Genomic DNA, 25,059 nt, shown 5'->3' with positions numbered 1-25,059 from the left:
AAAACGCATGGCACAGTTATTAGTTGCAGATTTTGAAAGAACGGTAGCGCAATACCCGGAACAGCCGGCAGTGGAGGAGTGTAGCCGTAAGGTCACCTACCGGGAGCTGAATATAAAAAGCAATCGCCTGGCCTGGGCATTGAAAGCCGCAGGTGTAAAACAGGATACTATTGTAATGGCAGCCATGCCTTCCGGTATTAACCTGGTGGCATCATTGCTGGCTGTGTTTAAGGCAGGTGGCATTTACCTGCCGGTAGACCTGGCTTTCCCGCTCCGGCGTATGACGCAGATCTTTGAGCAAACCGCCTGCGAAGTACTGATCACTACCACGGCGCAAAAAGATGCAGTGAATGCATTGCTGAAAACCCTGCAGGTAAGTGTGCGCTATTTGTTTGTGCTGGATGAGGATACGAAAATAGCGGAGTGCCTGCATGATGCTGTTCATGATCCCTTTGATGGCAAGATCTGTGACAAGAACCCCGATGAGCTGATCCTGGATACTGACAGCTGTTATATTTTTTATACTTCAGGTTCTACAGGCGAGGCGAAAGCCTTTGTGGGTGTGCATCGCAGCCTGCACCATTTTATTGGCTGGGAACGTAAGGAGTTTAATGTGCAGCAGAATATCCGTGTAAGCCAGCTAACCCAAACAACCTTTGATGCTTCTTTAAGGGACATATTTTTGCCGCTTACCTCCGGCGGTACGCTTTGTATTCCACCGGTGGAGTACCGCACTAACATGACGCAGCTCACCGGCTGGCTGGAGGATAACGGCATTAACCTGGTGCATTGCGTGCCCTCTCTTTTCCGCCTGCTTATTAAAGAATTATCAGGTGCTGAAACATCCAACACCCGCTTTCCGGAATTACAATATGTGCTGATGGCCGGTGAGATCCTTTACGGGCGGGATATACAGCACTGGCAGCAGGTAGTGGGTACGCATGTGGAGATCGTGAACCTGTATGGTACTTCTGAAACTACACTGGCTAAAACTTTTCACCGTATTAATGAGCTGCCCGCAGATCCTGCACAGGCTATTCATGCCGGTAAGCCCATAGAAGGCGCTTTTATAGCAGTGATCAGCAATACCGGTAAATTATGCCGCATAGGGGAAATAGGAGAGGTGTACATTAAAACCCCTTACATGACCAAGGGATATTTTAAAAATGAAGCCCTTACCCAAAAAGTATTTGTACAAAACCCCTTAACCCCTGAACCGGATATTATTTACAAAACCGGTGACCTGGGCCGCTATTTGCCTGACAGGAGCCTGGAAGTGCTGGGCCGCCTGGATGAGCAGGTAAAGATCAGCGGCATACGGGTAGAGCTAAACGAAATTAAACAAGCCGTACTGGGTAAAGACGGGATCCGGGAAGTGTTTGTAACCACGCACAAAAACCGCGAAGAACAGCAGGAGCTGATCTGTTATTACATAGGCAACAACATTACTATAGAAGACCTGCGCGCTTTCCTGCAAGCGGAGCTGCCGCAAGGCCTGATCCCTTCCTGGTTTATACCCATGGAAGAGTTTCCCTTAACCCTTAATGGCAAAGTAGATAAGAAAGCGCTGCCTAAACCGGATAGCCTGATCATTAGTGATGAAGATTATGAAGCGCCGCAAACAGCAACAGAAACATTGCTGGATGAAATTTTCCAGGAAGTGCTGGGCCTGAAAAGGGTAGGCCGCAAGGTATCCTTTTTCCGGGTGGGCGGTACTTCCCTAAAAGCTATGCAGGTAATATCCAGGGTGTACAAGGCGCTGGATATTTCCCTGAAGGTGGCGGATATTTTTTCTAACCCTACCATAGCGCAGCTGGCTACAGTGGTGGCACAGAGTGGCCAAACCACCTATGCTGTTATTAGTCCCCTGCCTCTGCAGGAACATTACGAGGTATCCCATGCGCAGAAACGTTTGTGGATCTTAGATAAGCTGGAACAGGGACAGGTAGCCTATAATATGCCGGCAGCTGTAGTACTTAACGGAATGCTGGACCGGAGCGCTTTTGCAAGGGCGCTGGAAACCCTGGTGGACCGGCATGAAAGCCTGCGCACTGTTTTTATTACAGTAGATAATGAACCCCGCCAGAAAATATTACCGGCTGCAAGCTGCGGTTTTAAACTGCAGTACCATGATCTGCAGCAGGAAGCAAGCAAGGAGAGCGTAACAGCGGAGCTGGTGCAGGCGGAATTTAATACTCCTTTTGACCTGGAAACCGGCCCGCTTTTCAGAACCACTTTATTACAATCAGGAGCCACGGAATACGTGTTTGCCTATACGATCCATCATATTATTTCCGATGGCTGGTCTATGGAAGTACTGGTGGATGAGGTGTTGTCTTTGTACAATGCTTATGTGAAGGGAGAGGATAATCCGTTGGCACCGTTATCCATTCAATATAAAGATTATGCAGCCTGGCAGCAGGAGCAGTTGAATAATGAAGCTGCAAATAACCATAAGGCTTACTGGTTAGATCAGTTCAGCGGTGGGTTGCCGGTACTGAACCTGCCTGCAGATCATGCCCGCCCGGCTTTACTGACCTCTAATGGAAATGCGGTGAAATACAGCTTGGATAGCTCATTGAGCCAATCTTTAAAAGACTTAGGCAAACAGCAGGGCGCCAGTTTATTCATGGTACTATTGGCTGGTGTAAAAGCGCTGCTGTACCGCTACACAGGCCAGAGCGATATTATTACCGGTTCCCCCATTGCCGGCCGTGATCATTACCAACTGGAAAATCAGATCGGGTTTTATGTGAATACCCTGGCATTACGCACGCAGTTCAAAGGCAGTGAAAGTTTTGTGCAGCTGTTAAACAAGGTAAAAGAGATAACAGTAGGTGCTTATGACCACCAGCTGTATCCCTTTGACCGTTTGGTAGATGACCTGGACCTGCAGCGGGATATGAGCCGTTCTCCTTTATTTGACGTAATGGTAGCGCTGGAAAATGTGGAGCTGTCTACTACTGAACAAAGAGACTTTGGCGGCATTGTAGTAAAAGATTACCCGGCAGATGTGACCATCAGTAAGTTTGATCTCTCTTTTGATTTTTATGAATACGGCGATAACCTGCAGCTGCGCATAGAATACAATACCGACCTGTATAACAGGGATCGTATTGAAAGAATGGGCGCGCATTGTCAGCATATATTAGCATCTATTGTAACTGATAGCAAAACATCTATAGATAAGCTGAGCTATCTTACCGCTGCAGAGCAACAACAATTGCTGGAAACCTTTAATGCCACTGCTGCCACTAACCCGGCCGGCAACATTCTGGAACTGTTTACCCAACAGGTGCAGCAAAACCCGGAAGCTGCTGCAGTAGTATTTGAGGATAAAGTTTTAAACTACCAGGAGCTGGACGAAGCCAGTAACCAGTTAGCCAACTACCTGCTGGCCCGCTATCATGTGCAGCCAGAAGATCGCATTGGCATTATGGTGAACCGCTCCGAACAAATGCTGGTGTACGTGCTGGGTGTGCTGAAGGCCGGTGCAGCTTATGTACCCATTGATCCTGCTTACCCGGCAGACCGCTTGCAGTACATGATCAGCGACAGTGGCATTAGCGTGCTGTTGACCGATAACCAGCTGGATGAACGTATTCATGGCATGGGCATTATGATGGTAGATCCTGCATTGAATGCAGATGAGATCCATATCTACAGCACTTATGCACCGGTGATGAACATCGCTGCTAATCAATTGGCTTACGTGATCTACACTTCCGGTTCCACCGGGCAGCCTAAAGGTGTAATGGTGGAGCATGGTAATTTACATAACATGGCGCTGGGCTGGCGGGAAGCATACAAGCTGAATACTTTTGAAGTACACTTGTTACAGATGGCCAGCATGTCGTTTGATGTGTTCTTTGGAGATGTGTGCCGCGCATTGCTGAATGGCGGCAGTATGATCATTGCCCCGGCTGATCTGCGTACTGATCCTGAAGGCTTATATAAATTAATTGCACAGCACCGCATCAATATTTTTGAATCCACACCCGCACTGGTGCTGCCGCTCATGGATCATATCTATGAGGAAGGATTAGACAGCTCCTTTATGCGGCTGGTGATCCTGGGTTCAGATACCTGCAGGGTAGAAGATTTCCGCCGTTTGCAGGAAAGGTTTGGCAGCCACCTGCGCATTCTTAACAGTTACGGCACTACGGAAACCACTATTGATGCATCTTACTACGAAGCTACCTTGGACACCATTCCTGCATCCGGTCATGTGTCCATTGGTAAGCCTATGCGTAACATGCAATATTACATCCTGGATGCACAGCAGCAATTGTTGCCGGTTGGCATACCCGGAGAGCTGTACATCGGCGGTGCCGGTGTGGCCCGTGGTTACCTGAACCGGGAAAATTTAACAGAGGAACGTTTTATTACCATCAACAATAACCGTTTATACAAAACCGGTGATATGGCCTGCTGGCAGTCAGATGGGAATCTATTGTTCCTGGGTCGTAATGACCATCAGGTAAAGCTGAGAGGTTACCGTATAGAGCTGGGTGAAATAGAAAGCGCTTTACAGGCACACGCAGCTATTATCCAGGCAGTAGTATTGCTGCAGGGCAATACGGAAGAAGACCGGCAGCTGGTGGCCTGGTTCACTGCCAGCGAAACACTCACGGCAGCCGCTCTACGCTCTTTCCTGGAAACCCGTTTACCGGTGTACATGATCCCATCCTGTTTTGAACAGCTGGAGAGTTTCCCGCTGACCGTAAATGGCAAAATAGATTACAAAGCCTTACAGGCTACTACGGTTACTACAACAGTCACGAATAATTATGTAGCGCCACGCAATACATTGGAAACAAAGTTGGTAACCATCTGGGAAGAAATATTAAACAGAGCGCCCATCGGTGTGTTAGACAACTTCTTTGAGATAGGCGGGCATTCCTTAAAAGCTACCCGCGTATTATCGCAGGTGCATAAGGTGTTCCATGCAAAAATGGACCTGCGCACTATTTTTACGCATCCTACCATTGCTGCACTGGCAGAAGTGATTGCACAATCCAATGTAGTGGCATATGAAAATATTACACCCATTGCTGATGCAGCGCACTACGCTATTTCCCATGCACAAAAACGCCTCTGGATCCTGGACCAGCTGGAAGAGGGTCAGGTGGCTTACAATTTGCCCGGTGCATTTATACTGCAAGGAAAACTGGAAGTAGCTGCCTTTGAGCAGGCGCTTAGCACCCTGGTGGCAAGGCATGAAATACTGCGCACTACTTTTATTACGGTAGATGGTGAGCCGCGCCAAAGAATACATACGCCTGAGACCTTTGCCTTTAAGCTGGCGCAAACTGATATGCAGCAAGCGCCGGAAAGCCAGGTGGCTGAATGTGTAACAGCAGCAGCCAACCATGTATTTAACCTGGAACAAGGGCCGCTGTTAAAAGCTGATCTGCTGCAACGCGCTGCGGATAATTATGTGTTCCTGCTCACCATGCATCATATTATTGCTGATGGCTGGTCAATGGAAGTGCTGGTGGATGAGGTATTGTCTTTGTATAATGCTTATGTGAAGGGAGAGGGTAACCCATTGGCACCGCTGTCCATTCAATACAAAGATTACGCCGCCTGGCAGCAGGAGCAATTGAATAATGAAGCAGCAAATAATCATAAGGCTTACTGGTTAGATAAATTTAGTGGTGAGCTGCCGGTACTGAACCTGCCTGCAGACCATGCCCGTCCTGCTTTACTGACCTCCAATGGAGATATGGTGAAGTACAGCCTGGATAGCTCATTGAGCCAATCTTTAAAAGACTTAGGCAAACAGCAGGGCGCCAGTTTGTTCATGGTGCTCCTGGCGGGAGTAAAAGCTTTGCTGTACCGCTATACGGGGCAAAATGATATTATTACCGGTTCCCCCATTGCGGGCCGTGATCATTACCAGCTGGAAAACCAGATCGGTTTTTATGTAAATACCCTGGCATTACGCACGCAGTTTAAAGGAAACGAAAGTTTTGTACAGCTGTTAAACAAGGTAAAAGAGATAACAGTAGGCGCTTATGACCACCAGCTGTATCCCTTTGACCGTTTGGTAGATGACCTGGACCTGCAGCGGGATATGAGCCGCTCTCCTTTATTTGACGTAATGGTAGCGCTGGAAAATGTAGAGCTGTCTACCACTGAACAAAGGGACTTTGGCGGTATTGTAGTAAAAGATTACCCGGCAGATGTGACCATCAGCAAATTTGATCTCTCCTTTGATTTTTATGAATACGGCGATAACCTGCAGCTGCGCATTGAATACAATACCGACCTGTATAACCGGGACCGTATTGAAAGAATGGGTGCGCATTGCCAGCATATATTAGCATCTATTGTGGCTGATAGCAAAACGTCTATAGATAAGCTGAGCTATCTTACAGCCGCAGAAACAGAACAACTCTTAAATACGTTCAACGCCACTGCCGCCACTAACTCAGCTGGTAACATCCTGGAACTGTTTACCCAACAGGTACAACAAAACCCGGAAGCAACTGCAGTAGTGTTTGAAGATAATATACTTACCTACCAGGAGCTGGAAGAAGCCAGTAACCAGTTAGCCAACTACCTGCTGGCCCGCTATCATGTACAGCCTGAGGAGCGTATTGGTATTATGGTGAACCGCTCCGGACAAATGCTGGTGTATGTGCTGGGTGTACTGAAAGCCGGTGCAGCTTATGTACCCATTGATCCTGCTTATCCGGCAGACCGGTTGCAATATATGATCAGCGACAGTGGCATTAGCGTGTTGTTGACGGATAATCAGCTGGATGAACGCATTCACGGTATGGGCATCATGATGGTGGATCCTGCGCTTAATGCAGATGAGATCCATATCTACAGCACTTATGCACCGGTGGTGAACATCACTGCTAACCAATTGTCTTACGTGATCTACACTTCCGGTTCCACCGGTCAGCCTAAGGGTGTGATGGTGGAGCACGGCAACCTTTTTAACATGGCGCTGGGCTGGCGGGAAGCATATAAGCTGGATAGCTTTGAAGTACACCTGTTGCAGATGGCCAGCATGTCCTTTGATGTGTTCTTTGGAGATGTGTGCCGCGCATTGCTGAATGGTGGCAGTATGATCATTGCCCCGGCTGATCTGCGTACAGATCCTGAAGGACTGTATAAACTCATCGCACAACACAGCATCAATATTTTTGAATCCACACCAGCACTGGTGCTGCCGCTCATGGATCACATCTATGAGGAAGGATTAGACAGCTCTTTCATGCAGCTGGTGATCCTGGGTTCAGATACCTGCAGAGTAGAAGATTTCCGTCGTTTGCAGGAGCGTTTTGGCAATCATCTGCGCATCCTTAACAGTTACGGCACTACGGAAACTACCATTGATGCATCTTACTACGAAGCTACTTTGGACACCATTCCTGCATCCGGTCATGTGCCCATTGGAAAGCCTATGCGTAATACGCAGTACTACGTTCTGGATGCACAGCAGCAATTATTGCCCGTAGGCATACCGGGAGAGCTGTACATCGGTGGCGCAGGTGTGGCCCGTGGTTACCTGAACCGGGAAAGTTTAACAGAGGAACGTTTTATTACCATCAACAATAACCGTTTATACAAAACCGGTGATATGGCCTGCTGGCAGGCAGATGGGAATCTATTGTTCCTGGGCCGTAATGACCACCAGGTAAAGCTGAGAGGTTACCGTATAGAGCTGGGTGAAATAGAAAGCGCTTTACAGGCACACGCAGCTATTACCCAGGCAGTAGTGTTGCTGCAGGGCAACACGGAAGAAGACCGGCAATTAGTGGCCTGGTTCACAGCCAGCGAAACACTCACGGCAGCCGCTCTACGCTCTTTCCTGGAAACCAGGTTACCAGTGTACATGATCCCATCCTGTTTTGAACAGTTGGATAGCTTCCCGCTGACCATGAATGGCAAAATAGATTACAAAGCTTTACAAGCTGCTACCCTTATTGCAACCACTACTAACAATTATGTGGCGCCGCGTAATACACTGGAAACAAAGCTGGTGGCTATCTGGGAAGAAGTATTGAACAGAACACCTATCGGTGTATTGGACAACTTCTTCGAGATAGGCGGCCATTCCTTAAAAGCTACCCGCGTGTTATCACAGGTGCATAAAGTGCTGCAGGCTAAAATAGATCTGCGTACCATCTTTGCACATCCTACCATTGAAAACCTGGCCACTGCCATTGCGCTTACCGGTAAAACAGTATACCAGTCTATTGTGCCGGTTCCGCAGCAAGCGCACTACGCGCTTTCACCTGCGCAGAAACGCCTTTGGATAGCAGACCAGCTGGAAGAAGATACGCTGGCCTATCATATGCCGGAAGCCATTTTGCTGGAAGGTGCATTGAACATCCCTGCATTATGCGAAGCCTTTAAAGCGCTGGTGCAGCAGCATGAAATATTACGCACCCGTTTTATTATTGTGGATGGAGAACCGCGGCAGCAAATACAGGATGGTACCACCTGCGAACCGGATATAAAGGTAACAGACCTGCGCAGCCAACCGGATAATGAAATGAAAGCGCATGACCTGATGAAGCAGGAGCTGGTGCTTCCCTATAACCTGGCAGCCGGCTCACTGTTGCGCATCCGCTTGTATCAGCTGCAGGATGAACAGCACATTTTCCTGTTAAACATGCACCACATTATTGCAGATGGCTGGTCAATGGAAGTGCTGGTAAAAGAAGTGTTTGAACGCTACACTGCTGGCAGTGCATATAGCAATAAACCATTACCCATACAGTATAAAGACTATGCCAGCTGGATCAATGAACAGCTTTCCGGTACAGCTATTCAGCGGCATGAACAATACTGGCTGCAACAGTTCAGCGGTGAAGTGCCGGTGCTGGACCTGCTCACAGATCACCCGCGCCCGGCTGTTAAAACGTCCAATGGCGATACCGTACCCTTTGTGCTGGATGCTGTTTTAACAACAGCTTTATCTGAATTGGCATTACAGCAGGAAGCCAGCTTGTACATGGTATTAACCGCAGCAGTGAAAGCTATGTTACACCGCTACACCGGCCAGCAGGATCTTGTGATAGGCACACCGGCAGCCGGCAGGGATCATGCGGACCTGGTGAACCAGATCGGGTTATATGTGAATACGCTGGCGCTCAGAACGCAGTTTGAAAGTGATGATAGTTTTAGCGCTCTCTTAGGAAAAGTAAAACAAACCACGCTGGATGCATATGATCACCAGCTGTATCCTTTTGAGCAGCTGGTAAAGGCTACGCAGGTAAGCTACGACCGGAGCCGCTCTCCGCTCGCAGATGTATGGATCCAGTACATGGACAGCTCCCTGCAGGAAAAGCAAAATACTACCTGGAACGGGTTAAAGATCACAGACCTGAAGCTGGCGGACAGAGCCTGCAAGTTTGACCTGGCATTTGAATATATAAAAGCAGGGGAGCAGGTAAATGTGATCATCCGCTACAATACAGACCTGTTCAAAAGAGCTACTATTCACGAAATGCGCAACAACCTGCTGTTTTGCCTGCAACAGGTAACAGCCAATGAGCACATTACATTACCCGAAATACAGTTATTACCATCGGAACGGGAGACAACAACAGAAGATGAATTCATGGCAGCCATTATGAAATAAGTAATTCCTTAAAAATCTAACACATGAGAAAGTCTAAAAAACTAGGTATTATTGGCGGCATGGGGTCCAGGGCCTGTTCCCTGTTCTTCAACAAGGTCATTGATTACTGTCCCGCAGTAAAAGACCAGGATTTTATAGAAGTGATCATACACAATAATACGGCTATCCCTGACCGTACACGTGCCATCCTGCACAATGAGCCATCTCCGCTGAAAGAGATCGTACGCTCGATTCAGCTGCTGGACCAGAGTAATGTAGATGTAATGGTGCTCACCTGTAATACTTCCTATTACTATTATGATGAATTTTCCAAATACGCAGTAGCTAAGATCCTGCATCCGGTTGAGCTGGTAAGGCAGCATGTGCAGGAGAATAATTTCTCCAAAGTAGGGCTGCTGGCCACTAGCGGCACTATCAGCTCAGGGATCTATCACCGTGAATTTCATAAGCATGGATTGCCGGTGCTTACTCTGAATGCAGAAGAGCAGGAAGCCCTGTTCATGCAATCTGTGTACATGGAGAATGGCCTTAAATCTTCCAATATCTCCAAACGCGCTATCCGCCTGATGCAGCGGGCTATGGACCGCCTCCTGGAAATGGGCGCGGATGCAATTATAGCCGGCTGCACAGAAGTGCCGCTGGCATTGAACCAGGATAATGTGCCGGTGCCTTTCATTGATCCCATGGACATACTGGCCAAAGCGGTGATCACGGAGTGTTATGAAAAACTAACGCCAGTATTACCGGTACCTGCCCTGATAGCCGTATAAGCATGCCCTTAATCTTCAATCAGTCCGCCATGATACATATCGATTTTGAAAATAAAGCCCAACAGTTCCCTTCCCGTATAGCCATAACCGAAGGAACACAGGAGATCACCTACCATGCATTAAATACGGGCGCCAACAAGCTGGCTGGCACACTGCGCCAGTTAGGCGTGCAGCAGGATACCATTGTAGGCGTAATGCTGCCTTCCGGTATTAACCTGGTGCGTTCCTTGCTGGCTGTTTTTAAATCCGGCGGTATTTACCTGCCGGTAGATATCAATTTTGCCTGGAAACGCCTGCTGCAAATGTTCACCCAAACCGGTATACAGGTGCTCATTACCCGGCTGGATATGAAAGAGCAGGTGGAAGACCTGTTACAGCAGCTGGCTCTTAAGATCCAATACCTGGTGCTGCTGGATGAAGCAGGAAATGTTACGGTGAGCCAGCACTGGGGCAGCTTATCATCTCCCTTACCCGCAGCGGCTCCGCAGGTTGCAGTAGCTGATACTGACAGCAACTATATTTTTTATACTTCCGGCTCCACTGGTGAAGCTAAAGCCATACTGGGTAAGCATGAGAGCCTGGCACATTTCATTCGCTGGCAAATAAAAGAGTTTGGAATAGATGAAAATTGCCGTGTAAGCCAGCTGATCCAGTTCACCTTTGACGCATCCCTCCGCGATATTTTTGTACCCTTATGCAGTGGCGGTACTTTATGTATACCGGGTGAAGAGATTAAAAGCAACATCGCTAAGCTGATAGACTGGATCAATGATGCCGGCATTACACTCATGCACTGCGTGCCTTCCTTGCTGCGCTTAATACTCAAAGAACTGCAAACAGCGCCTGCGGCCAGGCATTTCAGCAAGCTGCAGCAGGTAATAATGGCCGGGGAATTATTATATGCAAAAGATGTTCACACTTTCCGCGCCGTAGCAGGTGACCATGTGGAGCTGGTAAACTTCTACGGCCCTTCTGAAACTACGCTCATTAAAAGCTTTCACCGCATCCACGAAGTAGCGGAAGCGCCTTCACAACCAATACATGTAGGCAAGCCCATTGCAGATACAGCGCTTATTATCCTCAATAATAACGGGCAGCTATGCCGTATCGGCGAAACGGGGGAAGTGTATATCAAAACCCCTTTCATGACCAAAGGCTATTTTAAAAATGAAGCCTTAACAAAAACCGTGTTTGTTCAAAACCCGCTGATAAAAGACCGTACAGATATTATTTATAAAACCGGCGACCTGGGAAGATACCTGCACGACCGTAGTGTGGAAATACTGGGCCGTACGGATGAACAGGTGAAGATTAACGGCATCCGTGTAGAGCTGAATGAAATAAAACAGGCCGTGCTGGAAATGAATGGTGTTAGTGAAGCCCAGGTAATTACCTGGCAGAATAACGACCATCAGCATGAGCTAGTGTGTTATTATACCGGCGCCGCCATCCCGGAGACCACGCTACGCCAACATTTAAAAGGATTGCTGAATGAGAGCCTGATACCCGGTTACTTTATACAGCTGGAAAAATTTCCGTTGAATGCTAACGGTAAGGTGGATAAAAAACAGCTGCCCCGCCCGGAAGCTATTGTGGTGGATGCTGCCAGCTATGAAGCCGTGACCAATGTAACAGAACAACAGCTGGAAAATATCTGGAAAGAGATCCTGGGTATAAAGCAGATCGGAAGGAAAGTGTCCTTTTTTCGTATAGGCGGCAACTCCCTGAAAGTAACACAGCTGATATCCCGCATCTATAAAACATTTGCAGTGAACCTGCGCATCCGTGATGTATTTGACCATCCCAGCATTGCGCAGCTGGCAGCGCTGATCGCTAACAGTACTACGGAAACAAAGCCCGCTATTGTACCACAACCAGTACAGGAACATTATCCACTGTCTGACGGGCAGCGCAGGCTTTGGGTGCTGGACCAGTTCAATGAAGGTAAAACTGCCTACAACATGGCCAATGCCTTTCGCTTAAAAGGCCAGCTGGACAAAGATGCGCTGGAAAAAGCATTTGCCGCACTTATTACCCGGCATGAAATATTACGTACCACATTTATTACCATAGCAGAAACACCCCGCCAGAAAGTGCAGGCAGCTGCCGCTTTCCGCTTTAACCTGCCGGTGATTGATCTGAGCAGTACGCCCGATCCTGAGCAGGAACTGCAAACCCACGTAACCAATGATACCGCCGTAGTATTTGACCTGGAAAATGGTCCGCTGCTGCAGGTGAAGCTTTACACATTGAGCGCAGATGAACAGGTGCTGGTGATCGTAATGCATCATATTATATCTGATGGCTGGTCTGTAGCTGTTTTCTTCGGAGAGCTAGTGAACCTGTACCAGTCCTATACACAGGGCGCACGCGAAGCGCTGGCGCCGCTGGCCATTCAATACAAAGATTATGTGCACTGGCAGCAGGAGCAGCTAAGTGGTAATAACCTGCAGCAGCACCGTGATTACTGGCATGCACAATTTGCCACCGGTGTTCCCAAGCTGGAGTTGTACCCCGATCTGCCAAGGCCCGCTGTAAAAACTTACAATGGTAGTTCCGTTAGCTTGCAGGTAGATGCTGCCTTACAGCAGGCGCTCACCATTTTAGGCCGGCAGCAGGATGCCAGCTTGTTCATGGTATTGCTGGCCGCGTTACACGCTTTATTATACCGCTACGCCTACCAGGAAGATCTGGTGATAGGTACGCCCATAGCCGGACGTGATTACGTGGAGCTGGAAGACCAGCTGGGTTTTTATATTAATACACTGGCACTGCGTACACAATTTTCTGGTACCGGCACTTTCACAGAGCTGCTGCAACAGGTACGCAAAACCGTGCTGGATGGTTTTGAGCACCAGGTATATCCCTTTGACCGCCTGGTGAATGAGCTGCAGCTGGAAAGGGATACTAACCGCTCTCCCTTGTTTGATGTGGTGCTGGTATTACAGAATGCCGGCATGGGACAGGCTTACACTGCACCGGAAGGGCTAAGCGTATCGTCTTATCCTTTCAGCAGCAATACCACGAAGTTTGATCTCATTTTTAATATCACGGAAACAACGGAAGGACTGCAGCTGCTGCTGGAATATAATACAGACCTTTTCCGTGAAAGCAGGGTACAGCGCATGCTTGCGCATTATAAGAATGTGCTGGAAGGCATTGTACGGAATAGTAACACAGCCCTCACGGCAATGGACATACTTTCCGCTGGTGAAAAGCAGGCATTGTTATATACCTTCAATGATACGGTAGTACCATATGCAACCAACAGCACGCTTCATGGTCTGCTGGAAACTCAGGCTGCTTTAACACCGGATAATATAGCCCTGCGGCTGGATGGCGTAGAAATGACCTATGCGGAGTTGAACAGTAAAGCGAACCAGGTAGCAGCCTATCTTATAGAAAAAGGAATACAAGCCGCCGATAATGTGGGCCTTATTAGCGGCCGCGGTTTTAACATGATCATTGGCCTGTACGGCATCCTGAAAGCAGGTGCGGCTTATGTGCCCATTGACCCCACTTATCCGGCAGACCGGCAGTTATATATCATTGGCAATTCAGGCGTATCACTGGTATTAACAGACCAGGCAAATGTGGTGGCAGCGGATGCAGTGGATATAACAACCGTATTAAATGCTGGTTACCCGGATTATAATCCCGGCATAATAAAGAACAGTAAAGAGCTGGCATATACTATTTATACCTCCGGCTCCACCGGCCGCCCTAAAGGTGTGATGATCGCACACCATGCAGCAGTGAACCTGATAGCCTGGGTAAATAAACGCTTTAGCGTGAATGAGCAGGACCACCTGTTATTCATTACCTCCATGTGTTTTGACCTGTCTGTGTACGATATTTTCGGCATCCTGGCCGTGGGTGGTACCGTAGTGATTGCGCGGCAGGAGGAAGTAACCGACGTGGAAAAGCTGCGGCAGCTGATGCTGGAAGAGCGTATCACCTTCTGGGATTCTGTACCCACCACCATGAATTATCTGGTGAATGAAATAGCGGAAACAGGCTTGCCATACCAGCAAAATGATCTGCGGGTAGTGTTCATGAGTGGGGACTGGATCCCGGTGAACCTGCCGCAACGCATTAAACAATACTTCCCGCAAACGCAGGTGATAAGCCTGGGTGGCGCAACAGAAGGCACGGTATGGTCTAACTACTACCCGGTGGAAAAGGATATGTCGGCACAATTGAGCGTGCCTTATGGCAAACCGATCGACAACAATTTCTTTTACATACTGGACGAACATTTAAATCCCGTACCACAGGGTGTAGTAGGGGAGCTGTATATAGGCGGCGCAGGTGTAGCAGAAGGTTATGCCAATGATGCAGAGAAAACAGCTTACTCTTTTGTAGTCGATCCCTTTAATACACAGCTGGGCGGCCGTATGTACCGCACCGGTGACCTGGGCCGCATGATGGAAGATTACAACATGGAGTTCATGGGCCGTAAAGATCACCAGGTGAAGATCCGTGGCTTCAGGGTAGAGTTGGGTGAGATCAAGAATGTATTGCTGCAGCATGCAGATATTAAAGAAACCGTGATCATTGCAGAAACAGATGCAGGCAGTAATAAATACCTGGTGGCTTACCTGGTAGCACAGCAGCAGCTGGACCTGGCTGCAGTAAAGGAACATGCAGGTAAGCACCTGCCGGATTATATGATACCGGGTTGTTTTGTTTGCCTGGATGCATTGCCCTTATCCTCCAATGGAAAAATTGACCTGAAAGCCTTACCGGCGCCGGGTGAAGCTGCCTTTACCGGTGTGCAATACCTGGCCCCACGGAGTGCTACGGAAAAAATACTGGTAACCATCTGGCAGGAGGTATTAGGCAAACCGCGTATAGGCGTGAAGGATAATTTCTTTGAAACCGGCGGACATTCCCTGAATGCAACCCGTGTTATATCCCGCGTAACGCAACAGCTAAACGTAAAGCTGGCCCTGCGCGATCTGTTCGTACACCCTACCATTGAGGCGCTGGCAGCACTGGTAAGTAATACTGCAAACAAGAATGCACAAGCCATTACAGCCGCTGCAGCACAACAGTACTACCCGGTATCCCATGCGCAGAAACGTTTGTGGCTGCTGGAACAGGCTGCAGAAGGGCTTACTGCCTTTAACATTACCCGTGCATTAAAGATCAGCGGCTGGCTGGATACAGCAGCGCTTACCAAGGCATTTAACCACCTGCTGGAACGGCATGAAATATTGCGTACTCGTTTTGCAGAGGTACAGGGTATACCGGTGCAGCAGGTACAGGAGCCGGCGGTTACTGTTATTTCTGTGAAGGATTTGCGCACAGAAAATAACCGCGAACTGCTGTTGAATATGTTGCTGGCAGAAGCGGCTAACCACTCCTTTGACCTGGCCAATGAGCAGCTCATCCAATGCACCCTGTTCCGTTTGGAAGACCGGCAGCATGTATTGCTCATTAACCTGCATCATATTATAACCGATGGCTGGTCGCTGGAAGTGCTTACCAAAGAATGGCTGGCATTGTACCACCATTATGCCACCGGTGCGCCGCATAACTTAACACCACTTACTTTACAGTATAAAGATTACGCAGTATGGCATAACCAGGAATTGAGCGGCAGCCGTGCCGCGCAGCTGCAGGCTTACTGGTGGAAACAGTTTAATGAGCTGCCACCGGTGCTGGCATTGCCCACCAGACAGCGCCCGGCTGTAAAAACCTATAACGGTAACGATCTTACATTTGAAATAGACAATGCACTTGTAAAAGCCCTGCAGCCCATCATCCGGCAACATAACAGCAGCTTGTTCACCGGATTATTAACGGCTGTGAAAGTATTGCTGTACCGGGTAACGGCGCAGGAAGATATTACCATCGGATCCGTACACGCCGGCAGGGAAGATGCAGCGCTGGAACAACAGGTAGGGCTGTACGCCAATACCCTGGCGCTCCGTACTTTATTGCAGGGCAGCGATTCCTTTGTGCAGGTATTGGAAAAGGTACAGGAAACCATGCTGGGCGCTTATGAGCACCAGGCCTATCCTTTTGACCGCTTAGTGAGCGACCTGCAGCTTGGCAGGGATGAAAGCCGGCATCCGCTGTTTGAAGTGTATGCCGATCTGCTGAACATTGGAGCTGTAGATGTGCAACAAAACCAGCCGGATGCCCTGCAGATCACGGAGCTGGAAGCCGGCGGCGCTACCAGCAAATACGACCTTTCTTTCAGGTTTTATGATGCCGGTGAAACCATCACCACCGTACTTGAATATAATACAGACCTTTTTGAAGCGCATACCATAGCACAGATCCGGGATACTTTCCTGGAACTGTTAACAGCCCTGGTACGGCAACCGGAACAGCCTATTGCTGCCATCACCTTAGCGGATAGTAACAATGGCGGCACAGATCCAACAGCCCTGGAAGAAGCATTTGATTTCAGTTTTTGATGACCCTTAAAATCTAAACCAATGAACGCAATAGATAAAGTTCGTTTCCTGGACCCGGTTTACCAGCCCAGCCAGGAGTTCTGGAGCCGCCGGCTGGCAGCGGGTTATGGCGCGTTTAAATTCCGGCAGACCAATGCCAACACGCCGGGAAACGACAGCCGGCAGGCCGTGCAACATTTTGAGCTGAGCAGTGAATTGTACAACAACCTGGTAGCGCGTGTTGGCGATAACGATACCGGTGCATTTGTATACCTGCTGGCGGCCTTTGGTATCTTATTAAAAAAATACAGCGGCAGCAGCCGGGTAACCATTGACAGTCCGCTATATACGCCCGGGTTTAAAGGCAAGATACAGGCGCCGGTAACACCGCTTGTGCTGGAACCTGCTAATGAACTATCCTTACGCGATTACCTGTCAACTGTAAAACAAACCGTGAAGGACAGTTACACGCATCAGAACTATCCCCTGGAATTGATCTATGAGCAAAAGGAAATGCGCAACAGCAATGTGCTCATTCACTGGGATACCATTCATATGCCGGTAACACAGCATAACAACTACGACCTGGTGATCAGCATTAAACGTTCTGCCACCCTGCATATCAGTCTGCATTATAATACTACTGCTTTTGAAGCTGCCTTTATGCAGCGGCTACCCTCACATATAAGCAATGTGCTGGCCTGTTTTGAATCCATGGATACCCGGTTACAGGATGTGGTGCTGCTGGACCTGGACGAGAAAATGAAACTGGTGCGCGACCTGAACCGCACCAATAAAGATTATGCCCTGTTAAAAACTTTCCAGGAGTTGTTTGAAGCGCAGGTAAGGAAAACGCCTTATGCTACTGCGCTGGTGTTTGAAGAAACGGAGCTTACGTATGTGCAGCTGAATGAAAAAGCCAACCAGCTTGCGCACTACCTGTTACAGCAATACCAGGTAAAGCCGGATGATATTGTTGGTGTACTGGCAGAACGTTCTGAACGGCTGATCATTGCCATACTGGGCATACTCAAAGCAGGAGCAGCCTTCCTGCCGATTGATACCAGCACGCCCGCTAACCGCATTACACATATTTTACAGGATGCCAATGCCAAAGTATTACTCACGGAAAATAACCAGCTGCAGCATCTGCAGGCTTATACCGGCGCGCAAGAGCTGCTGGATCTGTTGCTGCCATCGCTGAATGGCAAGACGGAAAACCCCGGTTTATCCAGCAAACCCTGTAACCTGGCGTATGTGATCTATACCTCCGGTTCTACCGGTTTGCCTAAAGGCGTTATGCTGGGGCTGGATAACCTTTCCCATTACCTGTTATGGGCTAATGATTATTACTTTAACAACATACTGGGTAAAACCTTTGCGTTGTTCACCAACATATCTTTTGACCTGACCATTACCTGCATTTTTACTACTCTGCTCAGGGGAGATACTTTATTTGTATGTGGCAATAAGGATATCAGCGATATTCTGCTGGAGCTGTTCAGCGGCGCTGCCGGTGTAAATACGGTAAAGCTCACCCCCTCCCATATCAGCATGCTTAGTTACCTGCCGCTGGAAAGCACGCCGGTGCAGTATGCGATAGTAGGTGGGGAAACGCTTACCGCCTTCCAGGTAAGCACCCTGCAGCGGCTGAACCCCGCTATGGATATCTATAACGAATACGGTCCTACGGAAATAACAGTTGGCTGTACGGTAAAGCATGTAAAAGATGTAGCTACAGACCTTAGCACCATTGGCAAACCCATTGCCAATACTCAGCTGTATATTATGGATGAAAACCTGGAACTATTGCCCATGGGCATTACCGGGGAAATTTGTATAGGCGGCGCAGGTGTTGCCAAAGGTTACCGTGGCCGCCAGGAATTGACCAGTGAAAAATTTGTGAAAGATCTCTTTGGTGCAGAAGATGACCGCTTATACCGCACCGGCGACTTGGGCCGCTGGAATGAAGACGGCGAAGTAGAGTTCCTGGGCCGCCGGGATAACCAGGTGAAGATAAGAGGGTACCGCATTGAGTTAGGTGAAATTGAAAATGCCTTGCTGCAATATGAAACGGTAAAAGAGGCGGTGGTGCTGGTGCATGAGCAGGATAATGCTGTGAAAAGCCTGGTGGCCTATTGCACAGCCACTGCGCAGTTATCCATACCTGCATTAAAAGAATTTTTAACCACCCGCTTACCGGAATACATGATACCGGCGCATATCATGTACCTGGATAAATTCCCCGTTACCAATAATGGTAAGGTAGAACGCAGCGCCCTGCCTGTACCAGGAACAGTCAATAACAACAAATGTTATGAAGCTGCCTGCAATGATTGCGAAGCAGTATTAATAGCAGCGTTCAGCAAAGTATTAGGCGTTAACAATATTGGTGTGCAGGATGATTTTTTTGCATTGGGCGGAGATTCCATCAAAGCCATACAGATCACCTCTCACCTTTATGAAGCGGGCTACCGGCTGGAAGTAAGGCAGGTACTGCGTTACCCGGTTATCAAAAGACTGGCGGCGCAGGTAAGCCCTTTAAGCCAGCTGGCCAACCAGGGCGTAATTACCGGCGAGCTGCCCTTAACGCCTATCCAGCAACAGTTCTTTGCCTTTAAGCGTAAAGCGTATGACCATTTCAATTTTGGATTATTATTCTATTCTAAAGAAAGATTGCAAACTGAGGTAGCAACAACCATTTTCCGGAAGCTGCAGGAACACCATGATGCGTTAAGGATCACGTTCCGGTTGGAGAATAACACTGTTACCCAGTACAACCACGGATTGGATCATCCCTTTTCCATAGAAGAATATGAGTATACGGAAGTAAAACAGCTGGAAAAGAAGCTGCGGACCATGCAGGCGCAGATCAACCTGGGTGAAGGGCCGCTCTTAAAGATAGCCCTGTTCCACCTGCCGGATGGCGACCGCCTGGCTATGATCGTGCATCACCTGGTAACAGATGTAGTATCGCTGCGCATCCTGTTTGAAGATCTGGGCACTTTGTACCGGCAGCACCTGCAGGCGCAGCCTTTTAGCCTGCCCCGCAAAACCGATGCATTCAAGGTATGGGCGGAAAAGTTACAGGCATACGCCAACAGCGCAGCTTTCCTGCCGGAAAGAACCTACTGGCAAAAAATACTGGCCGTGAATACGCCCCTGCTGCAACCGGATTTTCCCCAGGGCAGTAACTTAATAAAGGACCGCGCTACCAAACAAATATCGCTGGAAGCAGATGCAACGCATTTATTGCTTACAGCCGTGCATAACCGTTTTCATACGGAGATCAATGACTTGCTGCTTACCGCCCTGGCATTAGGCCTGCGCCAGTCATTCGGATGGGAGCAATGCCGCGTGCTGATGGAAGGGCATGGCCGGGAAGATATTTTAGACCAGGTGAATGTGAGCCGTACCGTTGGCTATTTCACCACGGTGTACCCGGTAATACTTACTGCTGCCGGCGATGACCTGACCACTCTTATTAAACGTAATAAGAAACGCCTGCATGCCATTCCGCATAAAGGCATTGGTTACGGCATCCTCAAATATTTAACAGCAGCAGAGCATAAGCAGGAGCTGGATTTTAGCGCGCCGGAACAAATTGCTTTCAACTACTTCGGGCAGTTTGACCAGGACATTGCGAACCTGCCCTTTGGTTTTGCAAAAGAGGATACCGGTCCCTTGCAGGATACGCGTGAGCAAAGGGAGTATGAGCTGTACATTACTGCCATGACAGAAGGCGGCCTGTTCACGCTCACTATAGATTACAGCGTGAAACGTTTTGCTGCCGATACCATACAGGGATTGCTGGAAAACTACCAGGCGGCATTAAACGGTATTATTGAACATTGCGCTGCACCTGTAACCGCATAATTGTTGACCTATAAAACTAAAAGAAATGCATATTCTTCAGCTATTACGGAAACAATCAAAATACTTCCTGCTGTTCGTAGGAACGCTGGGCAGCGTAAACAGCATTGTGTACCTGGGCTTGCTGGCATTCATCAATAATGCGGTGAACGGCTCTTCCCTGTCTTTTGCAAAAGGTTACGATGGCTGGATCTTTGCCGGCTTAGTGCTGCTGTCGCTGGTGTGCACCAAGGTGTTCCAGACCTATATGGTAAAATTAACCCAGGAGCTGCTGCTGCATTACGAGCTGTCTATTTTGCAGCAGCTGCGTTTTGCCACCTGGGAAGCCTTTGAAAAGCTGGGCGCACAGCGTATTTACACTGCCATTGGCGATGTGCGCATACTGGCTTACATACCGGAGGTGCTGGTAGCCGTTGTGAACTCCGCCGTGATCATCGTTTGTGCGTTAGCGTACCTGTTCTGGGTATCGCCCCTGGGCGGCCTGGCTGTGCTGGCCCTTACCGGCGCACTGCTTACCTTTTATATGTGGCGCAATAAACGCATTGAAAAAGACCTGAACATAGTGCGGGATCTGCAGAACGATTATCATCAGTACCTGCGCGATCTGATCTACGGGTTTAAGGAAGTGAAAATGAGCACGGAAAGGAATGACCGCATTTATCATGATTACCTGAAAGAGAACCGCCTGAAGGGGAAAGAGCTGGGCACCCGCAGCGCCGTAAAATATCTGGACAATGAGCTTACCGGCACTTACAGCTGGTACATAGCGCTGGGCGTTGGTATTTTCCTGCTGCCAAACCTGCTGCATCTGAGCCTGGCGCAAACGGTGCCTTTCATTGTAGTGATCCTGTACCTTATGGGACCACTGGCTTCCCTGGTAAAGATCATTCCTTATTATACCAATGTAAAAATTGCGCTGGAACGCATTGACGGCATCCGTGCAGATATTGAGGCGGAAGTGACCGTAACGGATTCTTTCGGGGATGCGCCTGCCATTAAAGGCGAATTTGCGGAGATCCGTTTCCGTGAGGTAACCTTTGAGTATAAGGATGAGAAACAGAACAAAGTGTTCCGTGTAGGTCCCGTGAGCCTGACCTTTAACAGGGGTGAGGTGGTGTTTATTACCGGTGGCAATGGCAGCGGGAAAAGCACTTTTATAAACCTGCTAACCGGTTTGTACCAGCCCACCAGCGGCACCATCAGCCTGAATGGGCAGGTAATTCCGCTGGCAGCTTACCCGCATTACAGCAATCATATTTCCGCCATCTTCACCCATGCTTACCTGTTCAATGAAAATTATGACCAGTTTGATCTGAGCGCAGACAATAAGGAATTGAGTAAGCTGATAGAAATGATGGAGCTCACCGCTGCCATACGCATCGGCAACGACCGCAACTTTATTGATAACAATTTATCGAAAGGGCAGCAGAAAAGGCTGGCCATGATCTACGCCATAATGGAGAACCGCGACATACTGGTGCTGGACGAATGGGCTGCAGAGCAGGACCCGCATTTCAGGGCCTACTTTTATAAACGCCTGATCCCGGAGCTGAAACGCAGGGGTAAAACTATTATCGCTGTAACGCATGATGATCATTACTTCGATTGTGCCGACCGTATGCTGAAGTTCGATTACGGTAAGATCGTAGCTGATACAGTGATCACTCCTGAAAATGCCCATTTTTCCATTGATGTATGTAATAACTGAAAAGTATGAAAGTGAATATTTTTTGTTTGCCATTTGCAGGCGGTAGCCGTTACTCTTACCAGGGATATGAAAAGTATGCCAGCCCGCAGGTTAGCATTATACCGGTAGACCTGCCAGGCAGGGGCAGCCGTTTTGCCGATCCTTTGCTGGGCGATATATACGAAATGGCAGAGGATGTTTTTCAGCAGCTGCAGGACCGCCTGCACGAACCTTATGCTTTGTACGGACATAGCATGGGCGCGCTGCTTTGCTACCTGCTTACGAAACGCATTTTGCAGGAAGGTTTACCCGCGCCTTTGCACTTATTCCTCACCGGCCGTGCAGCGCCGTCTGTTGTAAAACAGGATGCGGTTATTCATACTTTGCCTAAAGCGGACTTTTTTGAAGCATTGGCAAAGCTGGGCGGCTGCCCGGAAGAGCTGCTGAGGAACGAAGACCTCAAGGATTTCTTTGAGCCCATTATCCGTTCCGACCTGGGTGCATTACACACCTATCAGCATGAGGAAACCACTCCTTTTGATATACCCATGACTGTTATGACCGGATTGCAGGAGAATATCAGCTTTGAAGATGCGCTGGCCTGGCAAAAGGAAAGCACGGTACTGATAACCGCACGCAAATTTACCGGGGATCACTTTTTTATTTACGATCATGAAAGAGAGATCGTGCAGCTAATGGCCGGCTTGCTAACCGGTGCAAGGAAAAAACAGCATACCGCAGTGTATGCATAAAGCAGTGTATGCATAAAAATGATGAGTTATGGTAGTATTACAACAGGTGAAGAAAGCATATAAAACGGCCAACGGCCAGCTGCCCATCTTAAAGGGCATTGACCTGGAAGTGGCCACCGGTGAGTTTGTAGCCATTATGGGGCAGTCGGGCTCCGGTAAATCCACACTGCTGAATGTGCTGGGTATACTGGATGATTATGACACCGGCAAATATTACCTGGATGGCACACTGGTGAAACATCTTTCCCAGTCGAAGGCTGCCTGGTTCCGGAACCAGTACATTGGTTTTGTATTCCAGTCATTTAACCTGCTGCCGTTTAAAAATGCGATGGAAAATGTAGCGCTGCCACTATACTACCAGAAAGTAAACCGCCAAAAGCGGAATGAAATGGCGCTGGAGTTGCTGGACCGCGTAGGACTGAAGAACCGCGCCGATCATCTGCCCACAGCTTTATCCGGCGGGCAGAAACAACGTGTGGCCATAGCCCGTGCGCTGGCAGGTAATCCCAAGATCATACTGGCAGATGAACCCACCGGCGCGCTGGATTCCAATACTTCGGATGAAATTATGGAGGTGTTTAAAGAGCTGCATGAGCAGGGTATGACCATTATTATGGTTACCCATGAACAGGATGTTGCGGATAAAGCAGAACGCGTGATCCGTGTAAAAGATGGTTTGGTAACTGCTGACACAAATATTTTATATCATGTTTGACTTTGATAACTGGCAGGAGATCTGGAGCTCTGTCAAAAAACATAAACTAAGAACCTTGCTCACGGCCTTTGGCGTGTTCTGGGGCATTTTAATGCTGGTATTGTTGCTGGGCGCCGGTAAAGGCTTGCAGAACGGGGTGTATCAGATGTTCAGCAGCGCCGCGCGCAACAGCATTTACATTTGGCCGGAAATTACCCGTACTCCGTATAAAGGATTAGCGCCGGGCCGTAAGATCACATTCGACAATGGCGACTATCAGGCCATTCAGCACAAGGTACCCGATATTCAATACCTGGCGCCAGGCCTAAACCCCAATGGAAAAATAAACATGGTGTACCGGCAAAAGAGCATGGCGTTTACTCTTAAAGGCGTGCACCCGGACCTGCAGCATATTAAAACCATGGCATTTCCCAAAGGCCGTTTCCTGAATATCCTGGACCTGCAGCAGGAGCGCAAGGTAGCCGTGATAGGGGAGCGTATCCGGGAAGTATTCTTCCCCAGGCAGGATCCCATCGGGCAGTTCATTAATATACAGGGTGTGCCTTTCCGTGTAGTGGGCTGTTTTACCACGGAGGAATCAGCCAGTCATAAAGAAGATGCAGAAACGGTTTTCGTACCCCTTTACACGTTACAGCACACGTTTGACTACAAGGATAACATTTCCCTGTTCACCGTTTGCCCAAGACCCAATGTGCCGGCCGAGAAAGTGGAAGCGGCTATCCGGAGCCTGATGGCTGCCCGGCATACCATCCAGCCACAGGATACAGAAGCCATGGGCTCTTTTAACTCCGAAAAAGAATTTAACAAGTATGTGAGCCTGTTTGCCGGCATCCGGCTGTTCATCTGGATCGTAGGCGCAGGTACCATCGTGGCTGGTATCATTGGCGTGAGCAACATTATGCTCATTATTGTAAAGGAACGTACCCGGGAAATAGGCGTACGTAAAGCCTTAGGCGCCACGCCGGCGTCTATTATAAGCCTGATCATCATGGAATCTGTAGTCATTACCAGCGCTGCCGGTTATGTAGGACTGATCACCGGGATGGGCATTATTGCCGGTGTACGCAACTTCCTGGACAGCTCCGGTTTTAAAAGTGAATTTTTCAAGGACCCGCAAATAGATCTGCAGGTAGCCCTTACCGCCGTAATAATACTGGTGGTAACCGGCGCCCTGGCCGGGCTGGTGCCGGCAGGCAATGCAGCCAGAATAAACCCGATTGAAGCACTTAAAACTGAGTAGAC

Annotated in this window: 8 protein-coding genes; all 8 read left to right on the top strand. The window is 48.7% G+C overall.

The genetic code is table 11. The features are described from left to right. Positions 1–7: 7 nt before the first annotated feature. Genes BMZ54_RS30430 through BMZ54_RS30395 form a run of 8 tightly spaced genes read left to right on the top strand, consistent with a single transcriptional unit; the run spans position 8 to position 25,057 of the window. Positions 8–9,610 carry a non-ribosomal peptide synthetase gene (locus BMZ54_RS30430; protein WP_089920704.1) on the top strand — a complete coding sequence of 3,201 codons (9,603 nt, stop codon included), beginning with the start codon at positions 8–10 and terminating at the stop codon, positions 9,608–9,610. A 23-nt stretch (positions 9,611–9,633) separates the two neighbouring features. Next, positions 9,634–10,380, top strand: coding sequence for an aspartate/glutamate racemase family protein (locus BMZ54_RS30425; protein ID WP_089920702.1), 747 nt, complete (start codon positions 9,634–9,636; stop codon positions 10,378–10,380). A gap of 29 nt (positions 10,381–10,409) precedes the next feature. Beyond that, entirely contained in the window at positions 10,410–16,811 is a 6,402-nt protein-coding gene (locus BMZ54_RS30420; protein ID WP_162277717.1) for a non-ribosomal peptide synthetase, read from the top strand. 21 nt (positions 16,812–16,832) lie between these two features. Next, positions 16,833–20,666 (top strand): non-ribosomal peptide synthetase, encoded by a 3,834-nt coding sequence (locus BMZ54_RS30415; RefSeq protein WP_089920698.1) that lies wholly within the window; start codon positions 16,833–16,835, stop codon positions 20,664–20,666. 25 nt (positions 20,667–20,691) lie between these two features. Further along, the gene (locus BMZ54_RS30410; RefSeq protein ID WP_089920696.1) at positions 20,692–22,371 is read left to right on the top strand and encodes a cyclic peptide export ABC transporter; all 1,680 of its coding nucleotides are present in this window, start codon (positions 20,692–20,694) and stop codon (positions 22,369–22,371) included. 5 nt (positions 22,372–22,376) lie between these two features. Next, positions 22,377–23,102 carry a thioesterase II family protein gene (locus BMZ54_RS30405; protein ID WP_089920694.1) on the top strand — a complete coding sequence of 242 codons (726 nt, stop codon included), beginning with the start codon at positions 22,377–22,379 and terminating at the stop codon, positions 23,100–23,102. Positions 23,103–23,130: 28 nt separating this feature from the next. Continuing rightward, positions 23,131–23,817, top strand: a complete 687-nt coding sequence (locus BMZ54_RS30400; protein WP_089920692.1) for an ABC transporter ATP-binding protein — start codon at positions 23,131–23,133, stop codon at positions 23,815–23,817. After that, positions 23,810–25,057 carry an ABC transporter permease gene (locus tag BMZ54_RS30395; protein WP_089920690.1) on the top strand — a complete coding sequence of 416 codons (1,248 nt, stop codon included), beginning with the start codon at positions 23,810–23,812 and terminating at the stop codon, positions 25,055–25,057. Before BMZ54_RS30400 ends, BMZ54_RS30395 begins: the two co-directional genes overlap by 8 nt. The last annotated feature ends 2 nt before the right edge of the window (positions 25,058–25,059 follow it).

Origin of the sequence: Chitinophaga rupis, from assembly GCF_900109685.1 — a bacterium.
GTDB classification, from domain to species: domain Bacteria; phylum Bacteroidota; class Bacteroidia; order Chitinophagales; family Chitinophagaceae; genus Chitinophaga; species Chitinophaga rupis.
Note: the sequence above shows the minus strand (reverse complement) of the source record. Positions and strands in the feature narration are given on the sequence as shown.